Source organism: Roseiarcus fermentans (genome assembly GCF_003315135.1).
Taxonomy (GTDB): Bacteria; Pseudomonadota; Alphaproteobacteria; order Rhizobiales; family Beijerinckiaceae; genus Roseiarcus; species Roseiarcus fermentans.
This window is the reverse complement of sequence record NZ_QNRK01000013.1, coordinates 144,831-164,639: the sequence shown is the minus strand read 5'-3', so window position 1 is coordinate 164,639 and position 19,809 is coordinate 144,831. Positions and strand designations below refer to the sequence as shown.

The 19,809-nt window shown below is 68.5% G+C and carries 18 protein-coding genes, 2 pseudogenes and 1 riboswitch; of the genes and pseudogenes, 19 read left to right on the top strand and 1 reads right to left on the bottom strand.

Translation table 11 applies throughout. The annotated features are described in order from the left end of the window. Positions 1-368 precede the first annotated feature (368 nt). The 15 genes and pseudogenes from DFR50_RS13545 to DFR50_RS13480 all read left to right on the top strand — a co-directional run bounded on the left by DFR50_RS13545 (position 369) and on the right by DFR50_RS13480 (position 14,719). Positions 369-1,226: a hypothetical protein gene (locus DFR50_RS13545; protein ID WP_113889788.1), complete on the top strand. Its 858-nt coding sequence runs from the start codon at positions 369-371 to the stop codon at positions 1,224-1,226. A gap of 75 nt (positions 1,227-1,301) precedes the next feature. Then, a riboswitch (TPP riboswitch) is annotated at positions 1,302-1,407 on the top strand. A 55-nt stretch (positions 1,408-1,462) separates the two neighbouring features. Further along, positions 1,463-3,283, top strand: a complete 1,821-nt coding sequence (thiC, locus tag DFR50_RS13540) for a phosphomethylpyrimidine synthase ThiC (RefSeq protein WP_113889787.1) — start codon at positions 1,463-1,465, stop codon at positions 3,281-3,283. Between the two features lie 109 nt (positions 3,284-3,392). Next, positions 3,393-3,659, top strand: a complete 267-nt coding sequence (locus tag DFR50_RS13535) for a type II toxin-antitoxin system prevent-host-death family antitoxin (protein WP_113889786.1) — start codon at positions 3,393-3,395, stop codon at positions 3,657-3,659. Between the two features lie 11 nt (positions 3,660-3,670). After that, positions 3,671-4,078: a PIN domain-containing protein gene (locus DFR50_RS13530; protein WP_113889785.1), complete on the top strand. Its 408-nt coding sequence runs from the start codon at positions 3,671-3,673 to the stop codon at positions 4,076-4,078. Position 4,079: 1 nt separating this feature from the next. After that, positions 4,080-4,703: a thiamine phosphate synthase gene (locus DFR50_RS13525; protein WP_113889784.1), complete on the top strand. Its 624-nt coding sequence runs from the start codon at positions 4,080-4,082 to the stop codon at positions 4,701-4,703. Continuing rightward, positions 4,700-4,987, top strand: a pseudogene (locus DFR50_RS32970) (bifunctional hydroxymethylpyrimidine kinase/phosphomethylpyrimidine kinase); the annotation flags it as partial. The gene DFR50_RS13525 and the pseudogene DFR50_RS32970, both read left to right, overlap by 4 nt. Further along, on the top strand, positions 4,973-5,773 hold the full coding sequence (thiD, locus tag DFR50_RS13520) for a bifunctional hydroxymethylpyrimidine kinase/phosphomethylpyrimidine kinase (RefSeq protein WP_245427751.1): 801 nt from the start codon (positions 4,973-4,975) through the stop codon (positions 5,771-5,773). The pseudogene DFR50_RS32970 and the gene thiD, both read left to right, overlap by 15 nt. 66 nt (positions 5,774-5,839) lie before the next feature. Next, positions 5,840-6,649: a hypothetical protein gene (locus tag DFR50_RS13515; RefSeq protein WP_113889783.1), complete on the top strand. Its 810-nt coding sequence runs from the start codon at positions 5,840-5,842 to the stop codon at positions 6,647-6,649. A 67-nt stretch (positions 6,650-6,716) separates the two neighbouring features. After that, positions 6,717-7,862 (top strand): DUF3095 family protein, encoded by a 1,146-nt coding sequence (locus tag DFR50_RS13510; RefSeq protein ID WP_113889782.1) that lies wholly within the window; start codon positions 6,717-6,719, stop codon positions 7,860-7,862. A gap of 80 nt (positions 7,863-7,942) precedes the next feature. Beyond that, positions 7,943-10,645, top strand: coding sequence for a DNA mismatch repair protein MutS (gene mutS, locus DFR50_RS13505; RefSeq protein ID WP_113889781.1), 2,703 nt, complete (start codon positions 7,943-7,945; stop codon positions 10,643-10,645). An 88-nt stretch (positions 10,646-10,733) separates the two neighbouring features. Next, positions 10,734-11,909: an HNH endonuclease gene (locus DFR50_RS13500; RefSeq protein ID WP_113889780.1), complete on the top strand. Its 1,176-nt coding sequence runs from the start codon at positions 10,734-10,736 to the stop codon at positions 11,907-11,909. A gap of 28 nt (positions 11,910-11,937) precedes the next feature. Then, entirely contained in the window at positions 11,938-12,576 is a 639-nt protein-coding gene (locus tag DFR50_RS13495) for a LysE family translocator (RefSeq protein WP_170153206.1), read from the top strand. An 86-nt stretch (positions 12,577-12,662) separates the two neighbouring features. Then, complete coding sequence (locus tag DFR50_RS13490; protein ID WP_113889778.1) at positions 12,663-13,367, top strand: 2OG-Fe(II) oxygenase; 705 nt, start codon at positions 12,663-12,665, stop codon at positions 13,365-13,367. 237 nt (positions 13,368-13,604) lie between these two features. After that, positions 13,605-13,793 (top strand): helix-turn-helix domain-containing protein, encoded by a 189-nt coding sequence (locus DFR50_RS32545; protein ID WP_210208888.1) that lies wholly within the window; start codon positions 13,605-13,607, stop codon positions 13,791-13,793. A gap of 122 nt (positions 13,794-13,915) precedes the next feature. Continuing rightward, positions 13,916-14,719 (top strand): DODA-type extradiol aromatic ring-opening family dioxygenase, encoded by an 804-nt coding sequence (locus DFR50_RS13480; RefSeq protein WP_113889777.1) that lies wholly within the window; start codon positions 13,916-13,918, stop codon positions 14,717-14,719. A 107-nt stretch (positions 14,720-14,826) separates the two neighbouring features. Here the strand turns inward: DFR50_RS13480 and DFR50_RS13475 are convergent, their stop codons facing one another. Beyond that, positions 14,827-15,738, bottom strand: coding sequence for an NAD(P)-dependent oxidoreductase (locus DFR50_RS13475; RefSeq protein ID WP_113889776.1), 912 nt, complete (start codon positions 15,736-15,738; stop codon positions 14,827-14,829). Between the two features lie 199 nt (positions 15,739-15,937). On the opposite strand from DFR50_RS13475, the gene DFR50_RS13470 reads away from it, so the two are divergent. The 4 genes and pseudogenes from DFR50_RS13470 to DFR50_RS13455 all read left to right on the top strand — a co-directional run bounded on the left by DFR50_RS13470 (position 15,938) and on the right by DFR50_RS13455 (position 19,527). Beyond that, a complete protein-coding gene (locus DFR50_RS13470) occupies positions 15,938-16,774 on the top strand; it encodes an HD domain-containing protein (protein ID WP_113889775.1) in 837 nt (278 codons plus the stop codon). 605 nt (positions 16,775-17,379) lie between these two features. Next, a pseudogene (locus tag DFR50_RS33600) lies at positions 17,380-17,782 on the top strand (cupin domain-containing protein). 45 nt (positions 17,783-17,827) lie between these two features. Then, positions 17,828-18,568 carry an SDR family oxidoreductase gene (locus DFR50_RS13460; RefSeq protein WP_113889774.1) on the top strand — a complete coding sequence of 247 codons (741 nt, stop codon included), beginning with the start codon at positions 17,828-17,830 and terminating at the stop codon, positions 18,566-18,568. 77 nt (positions 18,569-18,645) lie between these two features. After that, on the top strand, positions 18,646-19,527 hold the full coding sequence (locus DFR50_RS13455) for an NADP-dependent oxidoreductase (RefSeq protein WP_113889810.1): 882 nt from the start codon (positions 18,646-18,648) through the stop codon (positions 19,525-19,527). Positions 19,528-19,809: the final 282 nt, after the last annotated feature.

Below are 19,809 nucleotides of genomic sequence, written 5' to 3'. Positions count from 1 at the left end.
ATGAAAATCTCGGGCTCGTTCCGAACCCTCGCCGGCGCTCAAATCTTCGCCAGCCTCAGATCCGTCGTCTCGACCGCGAGAAAGCACGGCTGCAACATCCTCCAGATCCTAACCGCCACCCCAGCTCAGATCGTCCAAGCCTTCGCCGCGTAAAAGGCGGCTTGGGAGTTACAGCCGCCCGGAAAACTCCGCGCAAAGGCTTGAAAAGCCGAGAAACCGGCTCGGCGGCGGCGCGGCGCTTCCGCCGTTGTCGCGTTCGGCGGGTCTTGTCGGACAGGCCCATGGCCGGGCCGGCCGGCTCGCCGTTTGAATCCGGCCGCCGTTCCGTGCAAACCCTGCCGGCGCGACAATCGGCGAGGAGCGGCGGCATGGCGGAGTCCGAGGGCGACGGGGGGCGGGCGCGGGACGGCCACGGCCTGCACTGGACGCGGCAGGTGCTCGGCTCGATCGGCGGCATCGTGCTCGCCACCGGCGTGCTCGGCACGGCGATCAGCGCCTATTTTCAGCAGCGCAACTGGACCTACCAGAAGCGCGCCGACAAGATCGACAAGGACTCGGCCGGGGCGATGTCGGCGCTCGACGGGCTGAACCGGGTGATCGAAGAGAAATTCCTGTCCGCCTACGCCCTCGACGACGCCATCAAGACGCGCCTCGAGGGCGCCAAGCTCGATGCGGCGGTCAAGCGGTTCGCCGACGCCGACGGGGCGTGGGAGCGGCAGCACCAGAGCCTCGCCTCGACCCTGGAAATCGTGATCGATTCGCAGTTCGGCATCGACGACCTCGCCGCCACCGCGCGCGCCCAGAAGGCCGAGTGCACCCATTATGCGCTCGACGGACTGCGAGCGAAGGGCGAACCGCTGCCGGTGCGCGCGGTGCTCGAGCTCGTCTACACCTGCCAGACCCGGCTGAAGCAGGGCCTGGAGACGCAACTGCGCGCCCACGAGGGCAACGGCGGCGTCTGGCCGGCGGCGCTCGCCGACCCCGATCCCGGCCGGATGACGCTCGGCCACCTGTGGCGGGTGCAGACCGTGCTGCAGTGCCTGATGATCCAGCGCGCGGTGGAGATCCGCGGCCAGCCGGTCGGCGTGTCGTACCTGTCGCTCGGCGACCCGGATCAGGCCGCGCCCTACGGCTTCAGCGCCTCCGACCGCGCCCGCGAGGAGCGCTGCATCGCCCCCTACCGCGACGACCCCGTGTTCGGAACCGCCGCGCTCGGGCCGACCTGACCGTGGTCGGATCGGCCTTTGCTTCGCTTTTCCGGGGCCGAACTTGACATCGGGGAGGACCGGGACCAGATATTGACCTTGCTCGAGGGGCGTCCCGAAACGGGGCTGAGACGGCGACACGCCGAACCCTTTGAACCTGATCCGGGTCATGCCGGCGAAGGGACGTAGCGGCCGCAACCCTCCCATCCGCGCCGTCCGTTCCGCAGCCGATTCCGGCCCAACGCGAGGAGACGGCCATGAACGAGATTCCGAAATTCGCCGCGCCGCAGAGCGTCACCACCGGGCCGGTGCAGGGATCTCGAAAGGTCTACGTTTCGCCCACGGACCGCCCGGACCTGCGCATTCCGCTGCGCGAGATCGCGCTCTCCACCGCCGCCGAGCCGCCGGTGCGGGTCTACGACCCCTCCGGCCCCTATACCGAGAGCGACGCGCGCATCGACCTCGCCCGCGGCCTCGAGCCGGTGCGCGAAGCCTGGATCGCCGGCCGCGGCTTCGCGACCGTCGCGGGCCGGGCGATCAAGCCGGAGGACAACGGCAACGTCGGCGCCGAGCGGCTCGCCCCGCTCTGCCCGGCGACGCGCACGTTGCGCGCCGGAAAGCCCGGCCAGCTCGTCACCCAGTTCGAGTTCGCCCGCGCCGGCATCGTCACCGAGGAGATGATCTACGTCGCCCACCGCGAGAATCTGGCGCGCGAAGCGGCGGTCGAGGGGGCCGCCGAACGGATCGCCGACGGCGACAGTTTCGGCGCGGAGATCCCGGAGTTCGTGACGCCCGAGTTCGTGCGCTCCGAAGTCGCGCGCGGCCGCGCCATCATCCCGGCCAACATCAACCACGTCGAGCTCGAGCCGATGGCGATCGGCCGCAACTTCCTCGTCAAGGTCAACGCCAACATCGGCAATTCGGCGCTGAGTTCGGGCGTGGCGGAAGAGGTCGAGAAGATGGTGTGGGCGATCCGCTGGGGCGCCGACACGGTGATGGACCTCTCGACCGGGCGCAACATCCACAACATCCGCTCCTGGATCGTGCGCAACGCGCCCGTGCCGATCGGCACCGTGCCGATCTACCAGGCGCTGGAAAAGGTCGGCGGCGATCCCTTGAAGCTCGACTGGGAGGTGTTCAAGGACACCCTGATCGAGCAGGCGGAGCAGGGGGTGGATTATTTCACCATCCACGCCGGCGTGCGGCTGGCCTACGTGCCGCTGACCGCCAAGCGGGTCACCGGCATCGTGTCGCGCGGCGGCTCGATCATGGCGCGCTGGTGCCTCGCCGGCCACCGCGAGAGCTTCCTCTACGAGCGGTTCGGCGACATCTGCGACATCATGCGCAAGTACGACGTGTCGTTCTCGCTCGGCGACGGCCTGCGCCCCGGCTCCAACGCCGACGCCAACGACAGGGCGCAGTTCGCCGAGCTCGAGACGCTGGGCGAACTGTCGAAGGTCGCCTGGGACAAGGGCTGCCAGGTGATGATCGAAGGCCCCGGCCACGTGCCGATGCACAAGATCAAGGTCAACATGGACAAGCAGCTGCGGGAGTGCGGCGAGGCGCCGTTCTACACCCTCGGGCCGCTGGTGACCGACATCGCCCCGGGCTACGACCACATCACCTCGGGCATCGGCGCGGCGATGATCGGCTGGTTCGGCACGGCGATGCTCTGCTACGTCACGCCCAAGGAGCACCTCGGCCTGCCCGACCGCGAGGACGTCAAGACCGGCGTCATCACCTACCGCATCGCGGCGCACGCGGCCGACCTCGCCAAGGGCCATCCGGCCGCCCGCATCCGCGACGACGCCATGTCGCGCGCGCGCTTCGACTTCCGCTGGATGGACCAGTTCAACCTGTCGCTCGACCCGGACACGGCCTGCAAGTACCACGACGAGACGCTGCCAAAGGATTCCCACAAGGTGGCGCATTTCTGCTCGATGTGCGGGCCGAAATTCTGCTCGATGAAGATCAGCCAGGACATCCGGGCCGAAACCGAGGCGATGGCCGGCATGGCGGAGAAATCCCGGGAATTCCTCGCCGGCGGCGGCGCGCTCTACGTCGACGCGGCGGAGTAGCGGGCGCCGGAACGGGCGGCGTCTTCGGTCTTTCGACCTGACGACGTCTGCCGCTCGCGGCGGAAGGCGAAGTCACCGTAAATTGAGGCGTCGACGCCTGGAGGCGAGGATGTGGACGGAACAGGAAGCCAGAGAAAGGCTTGCGGAAGTTCTTCAGCGCGCCGAGGCGGGGGAGCCGCAGTTTGTCGGAGAAACGGGCGTCGTCATTTCGCGGGCCGAATATGCCCGCCTCAAGGCCATGGAGACCGACGAAACGCACCCGGGGCGGTGGCTGGTGAAGCATCTCGCAGGGCTGGGAGAGATTGAACTGCCTTCGCGCGATGAGGATCGGCCTAGTCCTTTCGCGGATTGGGGCGATAGGGACTTCGGCAGGTGATACGCGAACGGATGGCCCTCGACACCAATGTCCTCTCCGAACTCATGCGGATCGGGCCCGATCCGCACGTCGTCGACTTCGTGGCTCAACTGGACGATCCCTTCGTCAGCGCCGTCGTTTTCCACGAGCTCGCATATGGCGTTGCGCGGCTTCCGGAGAGCGATAGAAAGCTTCGAATGGTTTCGGAAATCGAGGGGTTTCATAGCCGATACGGGGAGCGGATCATCGTCGTCGACTACGAAGTGTCTCAACTTTCCGGCAGGCTGCGGGCGAAAGCGCAACGCCTCGGACGTGAGCTGAAGCCGATGGATTCGCTGATCGCGGCGAGCGCGGTCAGAGCCGGCGCAAAGCTCGCGACGCGCAATACGAAAGACTTCGAACCGCTGGGAATCGAGCTGGTGAATCCGTGGACGGCCTGACGTGAGAAATTCGGTCAACGTCAGGGCCCTCGACCCCTTCTATCCCATCGTCGACAGCGCCGCCTGGGTCGCCCGGCTCGTCGGCGTCGGCGCGCGGCTGATCCAGCTTCGGATCAAGGACGCCGACGGGCCGACGTTCGCGCGCGAGACGCGCGTGGCGCTCGCCCACTGCCGCAAGGCCGGCGCGACGCTGGTCGTCAACGACGACTGGCGCGCGGCGATCGATGAAGGCGCGGAGTGGGTCCATCTCGGGCAGGCCGACCTCGCTGCGGCCGACCTCGCCGCCATCCGCCGCAAGGGCCTCAGGCTCGGCGTCTCGACCAGCGACGAGGCGGAACTGGAGCGCGGGCTCGCGGTCGATCCCGACTACGTGGCTTACGGCCCGGTCTTCCCGACGATCTCGAAGGATCAGGCCGCTGCGGCGCTGGGGCTGGAAGGCCTGACCAGGTGGAAGCGGCGCGTCGGGCCGCTGCCGCTCTGCGCCATCGGCGGCATCGACCTCGACCGGGCGAAGCGCTGCCTCGCCGCCGGCGCCGACATCGTGGCGGTGATCTCGGACATCACCCTCGACGCCGACCCGGAAGGGCGCGCGCGCCAATGGATCGCGGCGATCCGGCCCGCATGACCGGCGCCGTTCGAACCGCGCTGACCATCGCAGGCTCGGATTCCGGCGGCGGCGCCGGCATCCAGGCGGATTTGAAGACCTTCGCCGCGCTCGGCGTCCACGGCGCGAGCGCGATCACGGCGCTGACCGCGCAGAACACGCTCGGCGTCGGCGCGATCTTCGCCGCGCCGCCGGCGATCGTGCGCGCCCAGATCGACGCCGTCGTCGCGGATTTCTGCGTCGTCGCGATCAAGATCGGCATGCTGGCCAACGCGGAGATCGCGGAGGCGGTGGCGGAGGCGATCAGACTGCGGGATGCAAACCTCGAGGTCCGGCGTGAAGAGTCGGCGCCGCGCGCCTCCTCCCCCCCTGTGGGGGAGGACCGAGGAGGGGGGTCACGCCGAACTTCAACGTTAGCGTCTGCGTCCAACAGGCTGAGAGGGCGGCGTGACCCCCCACCCTGTCCCGCCCCCACAGGGGGGGCGGGGACGCTGCTCGTCACTCGGAGTTCCGCCGTTAATGGGACGAGCACATGCGATCGTGAGGGGGAGGGGAGGCCTTTCGTCGTCTACGACCCGGTTCTCGCCGCCACCTCCGGCGACGCGCTGGCCGGCGCAGGCTTCCTCGAGGCGGTCCGGGCGAAGGTCCTGCCGCGCGTCGATTGCCTCACCCCCAATTTGCCCGAGGCGGCGGCGCTGCTCGGGGCGCGCGAGGCCGCGAGCGAGGCCGCGATGATCGCGCAAGGGCAGGCGCTGCTCGCGCTCGGTCCCGGCGCCGTGCTGATGAAGGGAGGGCATCTCGCGGGCGAGGAGGCGGTGGACCTGCTGGTGACGGCCGATGGCGTCCGCCGCTTCGCCGCGCCGAAGATCGCTTCCCCCAATACGCACGGCACCGGCTGCACGTTGTCGAGCGCGATCGCGGCGCATGTCGCGCTCGGCCTGCCGCTGGCCGAGGCGGTCGCCGCGGCCAAGGCCTTCGTCGGCGCGGCGATCGAGCGGGGCGCGGCGGCCCGCCTCGGCCACGGGCCCGGGCCGCTCGTGCAGTTGGCCCTCGTTGCCTCGGCGCCCGCCCGCCGGCAGGATCGCGCATGAGGCGCGAGTCGCTGCCGATCGCGGATCGCCGCATGCTGTTCGGACCGTGAGCGGCGTCGGCGGATCATGATCTACATCTGCTTCGGCATGACGAAATCGGCCAGCACTTTCGTCTATCAGTTGACAGAGCAGACATTTCGCGTCGCCGGACGCGCGCCCGCGCGTCTCGGCCCGCCTTTTCGCCCGCGCGGATCGCCGGAAAATTATTTCGACGATATCGACCCGGCGCTGCTCGACGCAATTGCGAAAGCGGCCCGGGGACGCGACGTCGTGCTGAAGACGCACCAGGGCCTTCATCCGGAGGTCGCGCGGCGCATCGAGGCCGGCGAGATTCTGGCCAGCGCATCCGTTCGCGATCCGCGCGAGATCGCGCTCTCGATGGTCGATCATGGACGCAAGGCGCGGCGCATGGGCCTGACCGAGTTCAGCGAATGCCGGACCGTGTTCGACGCGTGGCCGTCGCTCGACAATCAGGTCGCCAATCTCGGCCGCTGGTCGGCCCTGAAGTCGGTCGAAGTGTTTCGCTACAACGAAATCAGCTTCGAGACCGCGTCGGTGGTGTCCCGAATCGCGGCCCAGATCGGCGTGGCGGTCGACGCGCCCGCGGTGGTCGCGTCCTTTCGCGACAGGCGCCGGATCGGCCAGTTCAACAAAGGCGAGCCATTGCGCTACCGCGAAATGCCGGCCGCCGAGCAGGCCGCGTTCCTCGACCGTTACGCCGGCCTCTACGCGGCGTTCCGATTCGACACGCCAGCGGCCGTCGCCGCGTCGGAGGCGCGGGAGCGCGCGGCGCCGCGGCGTTGGCGCGGGTTTCTAAGGCGAGGCTTACGTCTGGCGGGGAGCCTTCGCTCGCTCCGGGCGTTTCTCGAGCCGTGAACGCGCGCTTCGCGGCGTTGTGCGTTATGATCGAATCAACCTCTCCAGCCGTTGCGAGCGCGCCGCCATGGGGGACGTGTTTTATCAGTCCTTGCCGATCCTGACCGACTTCGCCGCTGCGGCGAGGCCGGAGAATTATCGTCCCGTCCCCGACGACTGGGTCGTCGGCTTCTCCGACGTCGTCGGTTCGACCCGGGCGATTTCGGAAGGGCGCTACAAGGCGGTGAACTTCGTCGGCGCCGGGGTCGTGGCGGCCGTTTCCAACGCCCTTCGTCGCCGCCCGTTTCCGTTCGTGTTCGGCGGCGACGGCGCGAGCTTCGCCGTTTCCGCCGAGGACGCCGCCGCCGCGGCCGATGCGCTCGCCCGCATCGCCGCCTACGCCAAGACCGAGTTCGAGCTCGAATTGCGGGTGGCGACGGCGCCTGTCGCCGAAATCCGCGCCGCCGGGCGCGACATCAGGGTCGCCCGCTTCGCCGCCTCCGAGGCCGCCGTCTACGCCATGTTCGCCGGAGGCGGGCTGACCTGGCTCGAGGAGCGGGCGAAGGCGGGCGCTTTTGGGATTCCGCCCGCCGCCCCCGGCGCCGCCCCGGATCTGTCCGGCCTGTCCTGCCGCTGGGGCGTCGCGCCGGCGAAGCACGGGATCGTCCTGTCGGTGATCGTGATCCCGCGCGGAGAGGACCCGCGCTACGCCGCGCTGATCGAGGACATCGTGCGGCTTGCGATCGACGGTTGGCAGTCCGACAGGCCCGTCACCGTCGAAAGGCTGCAGGCCGGGTCGGCCCCGACCGCCATCGCGCTCGAAACCTCGGCGATTCGGGCCTCGGGGGTTTCGGCGCTCAAGGCGAGGCTTCAGGCCGCGCTCGGCTATGCGCTCGGCAATGTGTTTCATCGGTTCCGGCTCAAGGCGGGCGCTTTCGACGCGGCGCTCTACGCCGTCGAGGTGGCGGCCAACGCCGACTTCCGCAAGTTCGACGACGGCCTGCGCATGACCCTCGACTGCTCGCCGGCCTTCGCCGACAAGCTCGAGGCGCGGCTCGCGGCCGCCGACGCCTACGCCGACTGGGGCCTCTACCGCCAGAAGTCGGCCCAGATCACCTGCATCGTGCCCTCGCTCGCCGATCGTGGCCACGTGCATTTCGTCGACGGCGCGGAAGGCGGCTACACGTTGGCTGCGAGCGCGCTGAAAGCGCGTCGGCTGTTGAAGGCCGGGTGACGCAGCAATTCGAAGGCCCCGTGGATATCCGGCCTCGCTCCCAGGACGCGGAGGGCGGCGGTTTGCTAGGGTCGCGCCCCATGGACGCCACCGAAGACCCGGGTCTGGAAACGACCGCCCCCCGCCTGACGCCGATGATGGCGCAGTATTTCGAGATCAAGGCGGCCAATCCGGATTGCCTGCTGTTCTACCGGATGGGCGACTTCTACGAGCTGTTCTTCGACGACGCGGAGGTGGCGAGCCGCGCGCTCGGCATCGTGCTGACCAAGCGCGGCAAGCACGACGGCGAGGACATCCGCATGTGCGGCGTGCCGATCGAGCGCGCCGACGACTACCTCAACCGGCTGATCGCGCTCGGCCATCGCGTCGCCGTGTGCGAGCAGCTCGAGGACCCGGCGGAGTCGAAGAAGCGCGGCGCGAAGTCGGTGGTGAAGCGCGACGTGGTGCGGCTCGTCACGCCCGGCACGATCACCGAGGATCGCCTGCTCGAGCCCGGCCGCGCGCGCCTGCTGGTCGCTGTGCAGCGGGTGCGCGGGCCCGACGGGCGCTCGGGCTTCGGCCTCGCCGCGCTCGATCTTTCGACCGGCGCCTTTGCGCTCTCGGAGACCGACGAATCGGGTCTGGCCGCCGAGATCGCGCGCCTGGAGCCGAGCGAGATCGTGGCGGCGCAGGCAGTCTGCGACGAGCCGCATTTCGCCCGTCTCGTCGCCGAGCTCCGGGTTCCCACCACGCCGCTCGCGCGGGAAGCCGGCGACGCCGCCGCGGCGACGCTGCGTGTGTGCGAGTTCTACGGCGTCGAGACCCTGGACGGCTTCGGCGCCTTCTCCCGCGCGGAAGTCGCCGCGGCGGCGCTGGCGCTCGCCTACGTCAAGCGGACGCAACTCGAGGCGCGGCCGGCGCTGTCGCCGCCGACCCGACGCGCGCGCGGCGCGAGCCTCGAGATCGACCCCGCCACCCGCGCCAACCTGGAGCTGACCCGGACGCTTGGGGGGGCGCGCGAGGGCTCGCTGCTCGCGACCATCGACCTGACGGTCACGCCCGCCGGCGCGCGGGCGCTCGCCGAGCGTCTGGCGAGCCCGCTGACCGACCCAGCGGCGATCGCCGGCCGGCTCGACGCGCTCGGCTTCCTCGTCCTGGACGCGGCGACGCGCGACGCGCTGAGGGGCGACCTCAAGGGCGCGCCGGATTTCCTGCGCGCGCTTGCGCGCCTGAGCCTCGACCGAGCGGGGCCGCGCGACCTCGCCGCGGTGCGCGACGGCCTCGCGGCGGCGGCCGCGCTGGCGCGTATCCTCGCTTCCGCCGGCCCGCTCCCGTCCGAGCTGCGGCGCGCGCAAGGCGCCTTGCGGGCCGATTGCGGGGCCCTGCACGGCGCCCTCGCGGCGACGCTCGCCGACGACCTGCCGCTGGTCAAACGCGACGGCGGCTTCGTCAGGGCGGGCAGTCTGCCGGCGCTGGACGAAGCGCGCGCGCTTCGCGACGAGAGCCGGCGGGTGATCGCCGAGATGCAGGGAGCCTATGCCGATCAGACCGGCGTCCGAGCGCTGAAGATCAAACACAACAACGTGCTGGGCTTCTACATCGAGACCCCGCAGGCGCAGGGCGAGGCGCTCCTGAAAGCGCCCCTCAACGCGACCTTCATCCATCGCCAGACCATGGCCGGGGCGCTGCGTTTCACCACCAACGCGCTGGTCGCGCTCGAGGCCAAGATTGCCTCCGCCGCTGACCGGGCGCTGGCGCTCGAACTCGACGCGTTCGAGCGCCTTCGGCTCGCCTGCCTCGCCGAAAGCGACGTCCTGCGGGCGTTCGGCACGGCGATCGCCGAGGTCGACGTCGCTGCGGCGCTGGCGGAACTCGCGGTCAGGCGCGACTGGACGCGGCCGGTCGTCGACGCTTCGCTCGCCTTCACGATTCGCGGCGGCCGGCACCCGGTGGTCGAGGCTGCGCTGAAAGGCGCGGGCGAGCCGTTCGTCGCCAACGACTGCGATCTGTCGGGCGACGCCGCCGAAGGCGGCCGGATCGCCGTGGTCACTGGCCCGAACATGGCCGGCAAGTCGACCTATCTGCGCCAGAACGCGCTGATCGCGCTGATTGCGCAGATGGGGTCCTACGTCCCCGCCGCCCAAGCCCACGTCGGCGTGGTCGACCGACTGTTCTCGCGCGTCGGGGCGGCCGACGACCTCGCCCGCGGGCGTTCGACCTTCATGGTCGAGATGGTCGAGACGGCGGCGATCCTCAACCAGGCGACCCGGCGCTCGCTCGTCATCCTCGACGAGATCGGCCGTGGCACCGCGACCTTCGACGGGCTCTCGATCGCCTACGCCTGCGTCGAACACCTGAACGCGGTCAACCGCTCGCGCACCCTGTTCGCGACGCACTTTCACGAACTGACCCGGCTCGCCGAAATTCTGCCGCGGATCGTCAACCTCACCATGCGGGTCAGCGAGTTCAAGGGCAGCCTGATCTTCCTGCACGAGGTGGCGCGCGGGGCCGCGGACCGCTCCTACGGCATCCAGGTCGCCAAGCTCGCCGGGCTGCCGGGTTCCGTCGTCAGGCGGGCGCGAAAGGTGCTGGCCGACCTCGAGGCGTCGCGGCCGAGCGGCACGCTCGATTCGCTGCCGCTGTTCTCGTTCGAGCCGCACGAGCCCCCGGCGCCGGCGCCGGCGCCGCGCGACGACGCGCTGCGCGCGGCGGTCGCCGCCCTCGACCCGGACAGCTTGAGCCCGCGCGAGGCGCACGCGGCGCTCTATCAGCTGAAGCGGCTGGTACAGGACCGGACGAAATGACCGGCCGCTCCCATATGAGTCGGCAATTTGGCCTCCTGGCGAGACCGGTTCCAAGCGAATAATTTGTTTAGCAGATGGACGAGCATCGATGACATGCATCTACTGCGACGGCCAACGAAAAGATGATCGCATGTCTTTGGAGCATATTTGGCCTCAATCGCTCGGAGGCGCAGTTGCAGGGCCCCTTTTTCAGACTCGCTCAGTCTGCCAGACTTGCAATAATCTCGCTGGAATATGGATCGATGGAGCTTTTTTGAAAAGCTGGCTTGTATCACATGAGGCTAGTTTCGCAGCTCGCCAGTATCTTGACCCCAAACGGCCCGGACCTTCTCTTTTAACTTACATGGGTATAGACCAAGAGTTTCCTGTGCAACGAGAAGAGATCTGTGAACGTTGGGTCGGGCCTGCAGGTGAGCATGTCTACCATATCCACGTCCGTGACGACGATCGGTGGTATGGTTATGCGGGAGGTGATTTCATCAAGAGGAAGAGGCTCGATGGCGGACGCGCGTACCTTGTATTGACGTCTCGGGTTAACTATTGGTCCCTAACAGGGCTTTACTCATTTGTCGAACATTTTTCCGATATATCTACTCGTCTATTTTGTCTTACAGTAGTCGTTGGTATGCCAAGTGACCTTGAGGCAAGGTTCGTCGCGCAAAGGGGTTGCACCGAAGTAGAGAGGAAAGAAATTGATTGGATCAAGGGCCGACAGGAAAACAAAGTAAGCATGATGAATATTGCCCTGAGGATCGATTTCTCTGATAGGTTCTTGGCCAAGATTGCACTCGGCGTAGGTGCTAATATCCTTGGTAAGAGGTTCTTGGAAACCGCGTATGTTAAGGAATTGCGAAAATTATTATGGTTGAAAGATCCAGATGAGAAATCTAAGATTAGAGTACGAGGGACAAATATTTGGAACGCTGAGAAGACAGCAGGAGTTTCAAATATTCTGTCTTGGGGCGGGGCATGGACTCTGTTTTTTTGGGCTCAGCCAGAACAGTTTTCGTTGCATATTTGTACGCCAAGTTCACGGGGTATGAACGTGGTCATCTCGGATGAGCCAGAATTATGGAGAGCGGAGCAATTTGACGACTACAAACACGGTGCAATATTTATCGTAATTCCGGAAAGAAAATGCTTTAGTGGGCCGGTTGGGCTAGCGGCTTATTTGAATCACCGTAACGGGCATAATATTGACCCAAACCTTGCCTCTCTTGAGGCGCTGAGAATTGATCCAGGTGTTCTTCCGGGTCCTCGCTGAGTTCTGGGTATTATAGCGGAGGAATATGATGACCAACCCCCAAATCCTGATCGCCACCCTCGCCGCCGCCTACCTCTACGTGGTCACGCCGGGGCCGGCGTTTCTCGCGCTCTTCACCCTCGCCGCCGCGCGCGGGCGGGCGGCGGGGGCGTGGTTCATCTGTGGCCATCTTGTCGGCGACGTGGTGTGGGGCGCGCTCGCGGTCGCGGCGATCGTCGGCGCCAACACGCTCGGGCCGACGCTGTTCGAGGCGCTCGGCTTCGTCTGCGGCCTGTATCTCATCTATCTCGGCGTCCGCGCGGTGATGACGCGCAAGGACGCGCCGCCGAAGACGATCGGGGCCGAGCGGCCGCTCGCCACCGGCATGGCCTTCGGCCTCACCAATCCGAAATCCTATCCGGTGGCGCTGGCGATGTTTTCCGCCATCGTCGCCCCCTACATCGGCGCGCTCAAGGCAGCCGACGCGCCGCAGATGTTCGTCGCGGCCTTCGCAGGGTTTCTGCTGGCCGACGCGACGCTGATCCTCGTCGCCGGTCTTCCTGCGGTGCGGAGGTTCTTCCTCACCCACGGCGTCGCGGTGACGCGGATCGTGGGGGTGATCTTCATTCTGTTCGGCGCGCGCTCGATCGCCGACGCGGCCGAGGGGGCGATGCGACGGGCGGCGTGAGCGGCGCCGCTCCGGAATCGGGTGGCCGGCCGAAGCTGGAACGGCCAGGACCGTCCCCCGTGTTCTTTCCTCGGGAAGGCGAAGTCATGACCGAACCAACGCTTCACGCGCTCGACTGGCCTCGTATCGAGCGCGACCTCGACGCCTATGGCGCGGCCGTCGCGCCAAACCTGCTCGCGCCCGACGCATGCCGGGCGCTGGCCGCCCTCTATCCGGACGACCAAAGCTTCCGTTCGACCGTGGTCATGGCCCGCCACGGTTTTGGTCGGGGCGAGTACAAGTATTTCGCCGAGCCGCTGCCCGCCGTCGTCGGCGCGCTGCGCCAAACCCTCTATCGGCGGCTCGCGCCGGTCGCCGACCGCTGGAGCGCGGCGATGGGCCGAGCGGACCGCTTCCCGGCCGATCTCGACGCCTTCCGCGCCCTCTGCCGCGCCGCCGGGCAAGGGAAGCCGACGCCGCTCCTGCTGCGCTATCGCGCCGGCGACTACAATTGCCTGCACCAGGACGTCTATGGCGCGCTCGTCTTTCCGCTCCAGGTCGCGGTCCTGCTCTCGGCGCCGGGGCGGGATTTTTCCGGCGGCGCGTTCGTGCTGACCGAGCAGCGCCCGCGGATGCAGTCGCGCGTCGAGGTCGTCGAACTCGGGCAGGGCGACGGCGTGATCTTCGCCGTGCGCGAGCGCCCCGTCGAAGGGACGCGCGGCGTCTACCGGGTGGCGCTGCGCCACGGCGTCAGCCGGATCCGCAGCGGCGAGCGCTACACGGTGGGGATTATTTTTCACGACGCGGCGTAAGAGACGGCCGCATCGATCCGGAGACCGTCTCCTGGCGAACACGATAGTCCGACCGCTTCGCTCCGAGGCCGATTACGAACGGCGCTCGACGAGATCGAAACGTTTTTCGACAACGAGCCGAAGCCCGCCGCGCCGGAGGCGGATCGCTTCGATCGTCTGGCGCTGGCGATCGAAGATTACGAACGCAAGCGCTGGCCGATCGCGCCGCCGGACGCGGTCGACGCGATTCGCTATGGCATGGAGACCGGCGGCCGCACCCAGTCGGATCTCGGCCGCCTGCTCGGTTCGCGGCAGCGCGCCTCCGACGTCCTGTCCGGAAAGCGATCCCTGACGATGGGGATGGCGTGGAAGCTCAATCGCCAATGGGGCATACCCGCCGAGGCCTTGATCGCGCCGCCGAAGACCGGACGGCAGTCGGCCGTCTGAGCCGCGAAACGTCGCGGTCCGAGGGACAGAGCGTTGCGCGGCCCGCGCCGGCGCCCGTGTTGCCGGGCGTCACCCGAGCGCGTACCTAGGCTTGGAGGATGTCTCAGTCACGAGGATGCCGCATGCCCGCCCGCCAGCCCGCGATCTTTCTGCCGCATGGCGGAGGGCCCTGTTTCTGGATGGAGTTCCCGCCGCCGTTCGGGCCGCACGCCTGGGACAGGCTCAGGGGCTATCTCGCCGGCCTCGTCGCCTCGCTGCCGGAGCGGCCGAAGGCGTTCCTGGTCGTGACCGCCCATTGGGAGGCGGCGCAGCCGACGGTCAGCGTCAATCCGAAGCCGGGCATGCTCTACGACTACTACGGCTTTCCGGAGCACACCTATCGTCTGCAGTTCCCCGCGCCGGGCGACGCGACCCTCGGCCTCGAGGTCAAGCGCCTGATCGAGGCGGCGGGGCTTCCCGTCGCCGCCGACGCCGCGCGCGGGTTCGACCACGGCGTGTTCGTGCCGTTCCTGATCGTCGACCCGAAGGCCGAGATTCCCGTCGTCATGCTGTCGCTGCGGCGCGACCTCGACGCGGCGTTCCACGTCCGCCTCGGCAAGGCGCTGGCGCCGCTGCGCGATTCCGGCGTGGCGATCGTCGGCAGCGGCATGAGCTTCCACGATCTCGGGACCTTCTTCACCGGCGGCGACGGGGCGTCCTCGACCTTCGACGCCTGGCTCGACGAGACCGTCCGGGCGCCGGCGGCCGAACGCGAGGCGCGGCTCGCGGCATGGGACAAGGCGCCCGGGGCCCGCGCCTGCCACCCGCGTGAAGAACACCTGATGCCGCTGATGGTGGTCGCCGGCGCCGCCGGCGACAGCGCCGGCATCCACGCCTTCCGCGACGTGATCGCCGGCAAGACGATCTCGGCCTTCGAGTTCCGCTGACAGGCCGGGCCGGCCTCACACAAGGGCGAGCCGAACGCGGCGTGCGGGAGGGGCGGCGTCCCGCCGCCCCGGAGCGCGAGTCCCGCTCCTCTCCAGCCGCCTTGCGATCAAAGCGTTTCCGGGAACCCGGGCGCGCGCAAATCCGTGTGCAGCGCGTCTTCGAGCAGCTTGACGACCTGCGTCGACCACGCCCCGCCGCCGTAGGCCTCGCGGGCGCGGATGAAGGTCTGGGCGGTGATCGCGGCGAGGTCGAGCGGCACGCCGAGGTCGCGTCCCAGCGCCATGGCGAAGCCCAGGTCCTTGCAGGCGAGATCCATGGTGAAGCCGATGTTGTAGGAGCCGTTGAGGACGAGCTGGGATTCGGTCTCGTGCACGAAGCTCGCGCCCGAACTCGCCTTGATGATCGCATAGGCCTGGGCGAGGTCGAGTCCGCCGCGCCGGGCCAGCATCAGCGCTTCCCCCGCCGCCACGAGGTGGATGAAGGCCAGCATGTTGGTGATGACCTTCATCACCGACGCCGAGCCCAGCGGCCCGACACGGAACACCGGCCGCCCGATCGCCTCGAGCGCGGCGCGGTGGCGCTCGAAGACCTTGTCCTCGCCGCCGACGATGACCGCGACTGCGCCCTCGGCCGCCTTGTGCACGCCGCCGGTGACCGGCGCCTCGAGGGTGAAGACGCCCGACTCGGCCGCGAGCGCCGCCAGGCGCCGGATCGAATCCGCGTCGACCGTGCTCGTCTCGATCCAGGTCGAGCCGGGCCGCAACCCGGAGATGAGGCCGCGCTCGCCGGTCAGCACCCGCTCGGAGACGGCCGGGGAGGGCAGGCAGGTGAACGCCGCGTCGACCTGCCCGGCGAGGGCTGCGGGATCGTCGGCCCAGACCGCGCCCGCCTGCAGGAGCGCCGCGGCCGATTGCCGATCGAGGTCGTGCACCACGAGGCCGAAACCGGCGCGCCGGAGGCTCATGGCGAGGGCGCCGCCGAGGGCGCCGAGCCCGATGAAGCCGTACCGCATCGTCATTCGCGCCTCCCGTGAGTCGAATCCGTCGCCCTGGGGAGCATAGGCGGCGGGGCGCGGGCGGCAAGCGACGCGAAGGCGCGACTCGCGACTGTTTTCAGCCACTGGCGCAAAGCTGTGGGGCGCCCTAAATCTATAGTGCCGCCATCGCGCGTCGATCATGGGCGGGCGGGTTAGTCTTCGGGGAGCGTGGACAGTGGAGATGATCGCGGCCTTGGCGGCCCGGAGGCTGGGAAAATTTCTCGCCGGAGACTTTCGGGACATCTTCGGATCGGCGCACGAGGATCAGGCCGAACGATTGGGATCGCTGGCGTGCAGCGCCATCGAGGCGATCGCCAAGAGCGACGCGCTCTACCACAATTTCGAACATACGATGCTGGTGACGGCGGTCGGGCGCGACATCTTGCGCGGGCGCCTCCTGACACAGCGAATCGAGCCGTCCGACTACCTCCACCTGATCTGCGCCTGTCTTCTGCACGACATCGGCTTCGTGCGCGGGATTCTGAAGGGCGACACGACCAGCGAATTCGTGATCGACCAGAGCGGGCGGAAGGTGACGCTGCAACGCGGCGCCTCCGACGCGGCGCTGATGCCCTACCACGTCGACCGCTCGAAGCTGTTCGTCTACGAGCGGCTGGGCAATTCCCCCCACCTCGATCCGGCCAGGGTCGCCGAGGCGATCGAGCTGACCCGCTTTCCGCCCTGTCTCGACGGCCCCGGCGGCGCCGATCTCGAGGCGAGGCTGATGCTGGCCTCGGACCTGATCGGCCAGCTCGGCGACCCGCTCTATCCGAAAAAGGCCAACGCCCTGTTCGCCGAGTTCGAGGAGACCGGCACCAACCGTCAGTTCGGCTACGACACGCCGGCCGATCTCGTCGACAAATATCCGACGTTCTTCTCCAACAGCGTCAAGGACCACATCGAGGAGGGGGTGAAGTACCTGTCGATCACCGCCTCGGGGCGGCAATGGGTGGCGAACCTGCACAACCACGTCTGGTGCGCCGAGCACGGACAGTGGCTGATGGGGCCGCAGCACTGAGGCGCGCGCGGCTCCCGAATTGAGACTTTCCGGAGGGTTGCGGAGAGGTTCGGTTTCACGCTCGCCGACCCGCTCGTCACGGGCCGCGCGGCCAGCGCGGGTCGTTTCCGCTCCGGCCGACCGGGGAAGGGGCCCGGCAAACGAGACTTTGCAGCCGTTCGGGGCGTTTCGCTTCGGCTCGCTGCGCGCCGGGCCTGCATGGTCAGTCTCGCGGAGGATCTCGATGACCCGGCGACCGGCGCGAGGGCGTCGCGCGACATCGCACCGGGCCTGACGAGCAACCCTGGCGCGCGGCTGGGCGAAGCGTTCCATAGGGGCGCACAGGCGAGGGGATCGCCAGCGGCCGGACATCGGCGCGAAGGGACGTTCCGGATGAGCCTGAGAACCGACCGGCTTCGCGAACGTCAGGACCATTCCTGCTTTCCGATTGCACACAGGCGGGGAGGGGAAGGTTCTGAGCGCGCAATGGCGCAATCCTGTGGAGCGCGTTTTGCGCTCGAAACGCGCAAAGCGACGCAGAAAGAGCCAAGCGGGCGGCTCCTCCGACGGGTATCGCTGCACCGACGCTTTTGCATATCCGGGAGGGCGGAGCGGTGCATAAATCCATGCGGTCGGCCTTGGCGGTCGCTGTCGTCGCGGGCGCCGGTCCGGCGCCCATTCCCTGGACGACCGCAGCCGAGGTGAGGGAAGCGGTGCGGCCGATCCTCTCAGCGGCGCTGCCGAACGTCCCGCGCAAGACGGTCACCGCGGTCTTGGTCGCCTATCCGCCCGGGGGGAAATCGGAGAGACATCATCACGCCGGGAGTGTCCTGGCGTTTGTCGTCTCCGGCGCGGTCCGCTCGGAAAATTCGGCAACCGGTCCGGCGCTACCAGGCCGGCGAGGCCTTCTTCGAGCCGCCCGGAAGCGAACACCTCGTCAGCGAGAACGCCAGCGCAACGGAGCCGGCGACCCTGGTCGCCGTGTTCGTCGCCGACGATGGCGCCGTCCTGACGATTGACGATCCGTGAGGGATTGGCATTCTCGTTCAGCCAGGCCCCGCTGGAGACCGCGACATGAGCGACAGACTCGCAGGGAAGCGCGCCCTCGTCACGGGCGGCACGAGCGGCATCGGACGAGCGACGGCGAAGCGCTTCGTCGAGGAGGGCGCCCGCGTCGCCGTCACCGGCGCCAGGGCAAGCGGGCTCGCCGCCGCGAAGCACGACTTGGGCGAGGCCGGTCTGACCATTGAAGCCGACGCCGGCGTCGTCGCCGCGCAAACGACGATCGCCAATGCGGTGAGAGAGGCGTTCGGCGGCCTGGACATCGTCGTCATCAACGCCGGGATCGGCGACTTCCGCCCGATCGGGCAATGGGAAGAGGCCGACTTCGACCGTTCGTTCGCGGTGAACCTCAAGGGCCCGTTCTTCCTGATTCAGGCGCTCTTGCCGCTTCTGGCAAATCCCGCCTCCATCGTGCTCAACGGATCAATCAACGCCCATATCGGCATGCCGAACACGTCGATCTATGCGGCGACCAAGGCGGGGCTGATGTCGTTGGCCGAGACCCTTTCCGGCGAGCTCCTGCCGCGCGGCGTGCGCGCAAACGTCGTCAGCCCCGGACCGATCGCGACGCCCTTCCATGAAAAGATCGGCATGGACGAGGCAGCCGTCAAAGCGCTTGTGGCGCAGATCCCCGCCGGGCGCCGCGGCGTCCCGGTCGAGGTCGCCGACGCGATCGTTTTCCTGGCCTCGGAGGAAAGCGCGTTCTGCGTTGGAAGTGAAATCGTCGTCGACGGCGGCATGAGCACGCTGTGAGGGAGCCCGTGGCGCGCCCGTCCCCATTGTTCGCGAGAGCCTGCCGCGTCCATCGCTTCGGCGGTCCGGACGCGATCATGGTCGAGGACGTCGCGATTCCGGCGCCGGGCGTAGGCGAGGCGCGTGTGCGGATCGGCGCCGCCGGCGTCGGCCCTTGGGACGCCTGGGTGCGCGCCGGCAAGAGCGTGCTGCCGCAGCCTCTGCCACTGACGCTCGGTTCGGATCTCGCGGGCGTGATCGACGCCGTCGGCGAAGGGGTTTCCGGTCTGGCGGTCGGGCAATCCGTTTTTGGCGCGACCAACGCGCGCTTCACCGGCGCCTACGCCGAGGCGGCGATCGCCGACGCCGGCAGGCTCGCTGTGAAGCCGGGCGATGTGTCCGACGTGGCGGCCGCGGCGACCCCGGTCGTCGCCGTCACCGCGTGGCAGGCCTTGTTCGAGCAGGCGAAGCTCGAGCGCGGCGAAACGGTCGTCATTCATGGCGCGGCCGGCGGCGTGGGCGCCATTGCCGTGCAACTCGCGCGCGCGGCGGGGATCAAGGTCGTCGGGACCGCAAAGGCGAGCGACATCGCTTTCGTCATGATGCTCGGGGCGGAAGAAGCGATCGACTTCCAGAGCGAACGATTCGAGGATCGCGCGCAAAACGTGGACGCGGTGATCGACCTCGTCGGGGGCGAAACGCAGGCGCGCTCTTTCGGCGTCTTGAGGCGTGGGGGCAGGCTCGTCTCGACGGTTTCGCCGCCCGACCCGGCTGCCGCCGAGCGCTTCGGGGTCGAGGCGCGGTTCTTCCTCGTCGATGTCACCACCTCTCGCCTCGAACCGATCGCCGTCATGCTCGCCTCCGGAGCGCTCTCGGCCGGCGTCGGCGCAGTCTTGCCGCTCGCCGATGCGAGGACCGCCCACGAGATGCTCGACGGAAGCCGGCCGAAGCCGCGCGGCAAGATCATGCTCACGACGTGAGATGGAGTTGGGTTCCGAGAGTCGGGTTCCCGATTGTCTGCTCCGCATCGCGCGGCTAACCGGGTCGGCAATGGGCAGGGCGGGCGTTGGACCGCAGGCTCTGAGCGTCGAGGAGCAGCGGAGCCAACGAGCCAGGCCGAGCGGAGACTTTCCGGGCGTGAGCGCGCCGCGATCGTCCACGCCAACGACAGGGGCCGACGGCCGGTCGACGGGGCGGTGGGATCGCTGTGGCGCTGCGTCCGACCGCGAGCCCGTGTCGAAGGGCGCCGCGGCGGCCCGGCG

What these genes read in the sequence shown, in the direction of transcription:
- DFR50_RS13545 (WP_113889788.1), top strand. Translation starts at nt 369, where the DNA reads ATGGCGGAGTCCGAGGGCGACGGGGGGCGGGCGCGGGACGGCCACGGC.
- thiC (WP_113889787.1), top strand. Translation starts at nt 1,463, where the DNA reads ATGAACGAGATTCCGAAATTCGCCGCGCCGCAGAGCGTCACCACCGGG.
- DFR50_RS13535 (WP_113889786.1), top strand. Translation starts at nt 3,393, where the DNA reads ATGTGGACGGAACAGGAAGCCAGAGAAAGGCTTGCGGAAGTTCTTCAG.
- DFR50_RS13530 (WP_113889785.1), top strand. Translation starts at nt 3,671, where the DNA reads ATGGCCCTCGACACCAATGTCCTCTCCGAACTCATGCGGATCGGGCCC.
- DFR50_RS13515 (WP_113889783.1), top strand. Translation starts at nt 5,840, where the DNA reads ATGATCTACATCTGCTTCGGCATGACGAAATCGGCCAGCACTTTCGTC.
- DFR50_RS13510 (WP_113889782.1), top strand. Translation starts at nt 6,717, where the DNA reads ATGGGGGACGTGTTTTATCAGTCCTTGCCGATCCTGACCGACTTCGCC.
- mutS (WP_113889781.1), top strand. Translation starts at nt 7,943, where the DNA reads ATGGACGCCACCGAAGACCCGGGTCTGGAAACGACCGCCCCCCGCCTG.
- DFR50_RS13500 (WP_113889780.1), top strand. Translation starts at nt 10,734, where the DNA reads ATGACATGCATCTACTGCGACGGCCAACGAAAAGATGATCGCATGTCT.
- DFR50_RS13495 (WP_170153206.1), top strand. Translation starts at nt 11,938, where the DNA reads ATGACCAACCCCCAAATCCTGATCGCCACCCTCGCCGCCGCCTACCTC.
- DFR50_RS13490 (WP_113889778.1), top strand. Translation starts at nt 12,663, where the DNA reads ATGACCGAACCAACGCTTCACGCGCTCGACTGGCCTCGTATCGAGCGC.
- DFR50_RS32545 (WP_210208888.1), top strand. Translation starts at nt 13,605, where the DNA reads ATGGAGACCGGCGGCCGCACCCAGTCGGATCTCGGCCGCCTGCTCGGT.
- DFR50_RS13480 (WP_113889777.1), top strand. Translation starts at nt 13,916, where the DNA reads ATGCCCGCCCGCCAGCCCGCGATCTTTCTGCCGCATGGCGGAGGGCCC.
- DFR50_RS13475 (WP_113889776.1), bottom strand. Translation starts at nt 15,738, where the DNA reads ATGACGATGCGGTACGGCTTCATCGGGCTCGGCGCCCTCGGCGGCGCC.
- DFR50_RS13470 (WP_113889775.1), top strand. Translation starts at nt 15,938, where the DNA reads ATGATCGCGGCCTTGGCGGCCCGGAGGCTGGGAAAATTTCTCGCCGGA.
- DFR50_RS13460 (WP_113889774.1), top strand. Translation starts at nt 17,828, where the DNA reads ATGAGCGACAGACTCGCAGGGAAGCGCGCCCTCGTCACGGGCGGCACG.
- DFR50_RS13455 (WP_113889810.1), top strand. Translation starts at nt 18,646, where the DNA reads ATGGTCGAGGACGTCGCGATTCCGGCGCCGGGCGTAGGCGAGGCGCGT.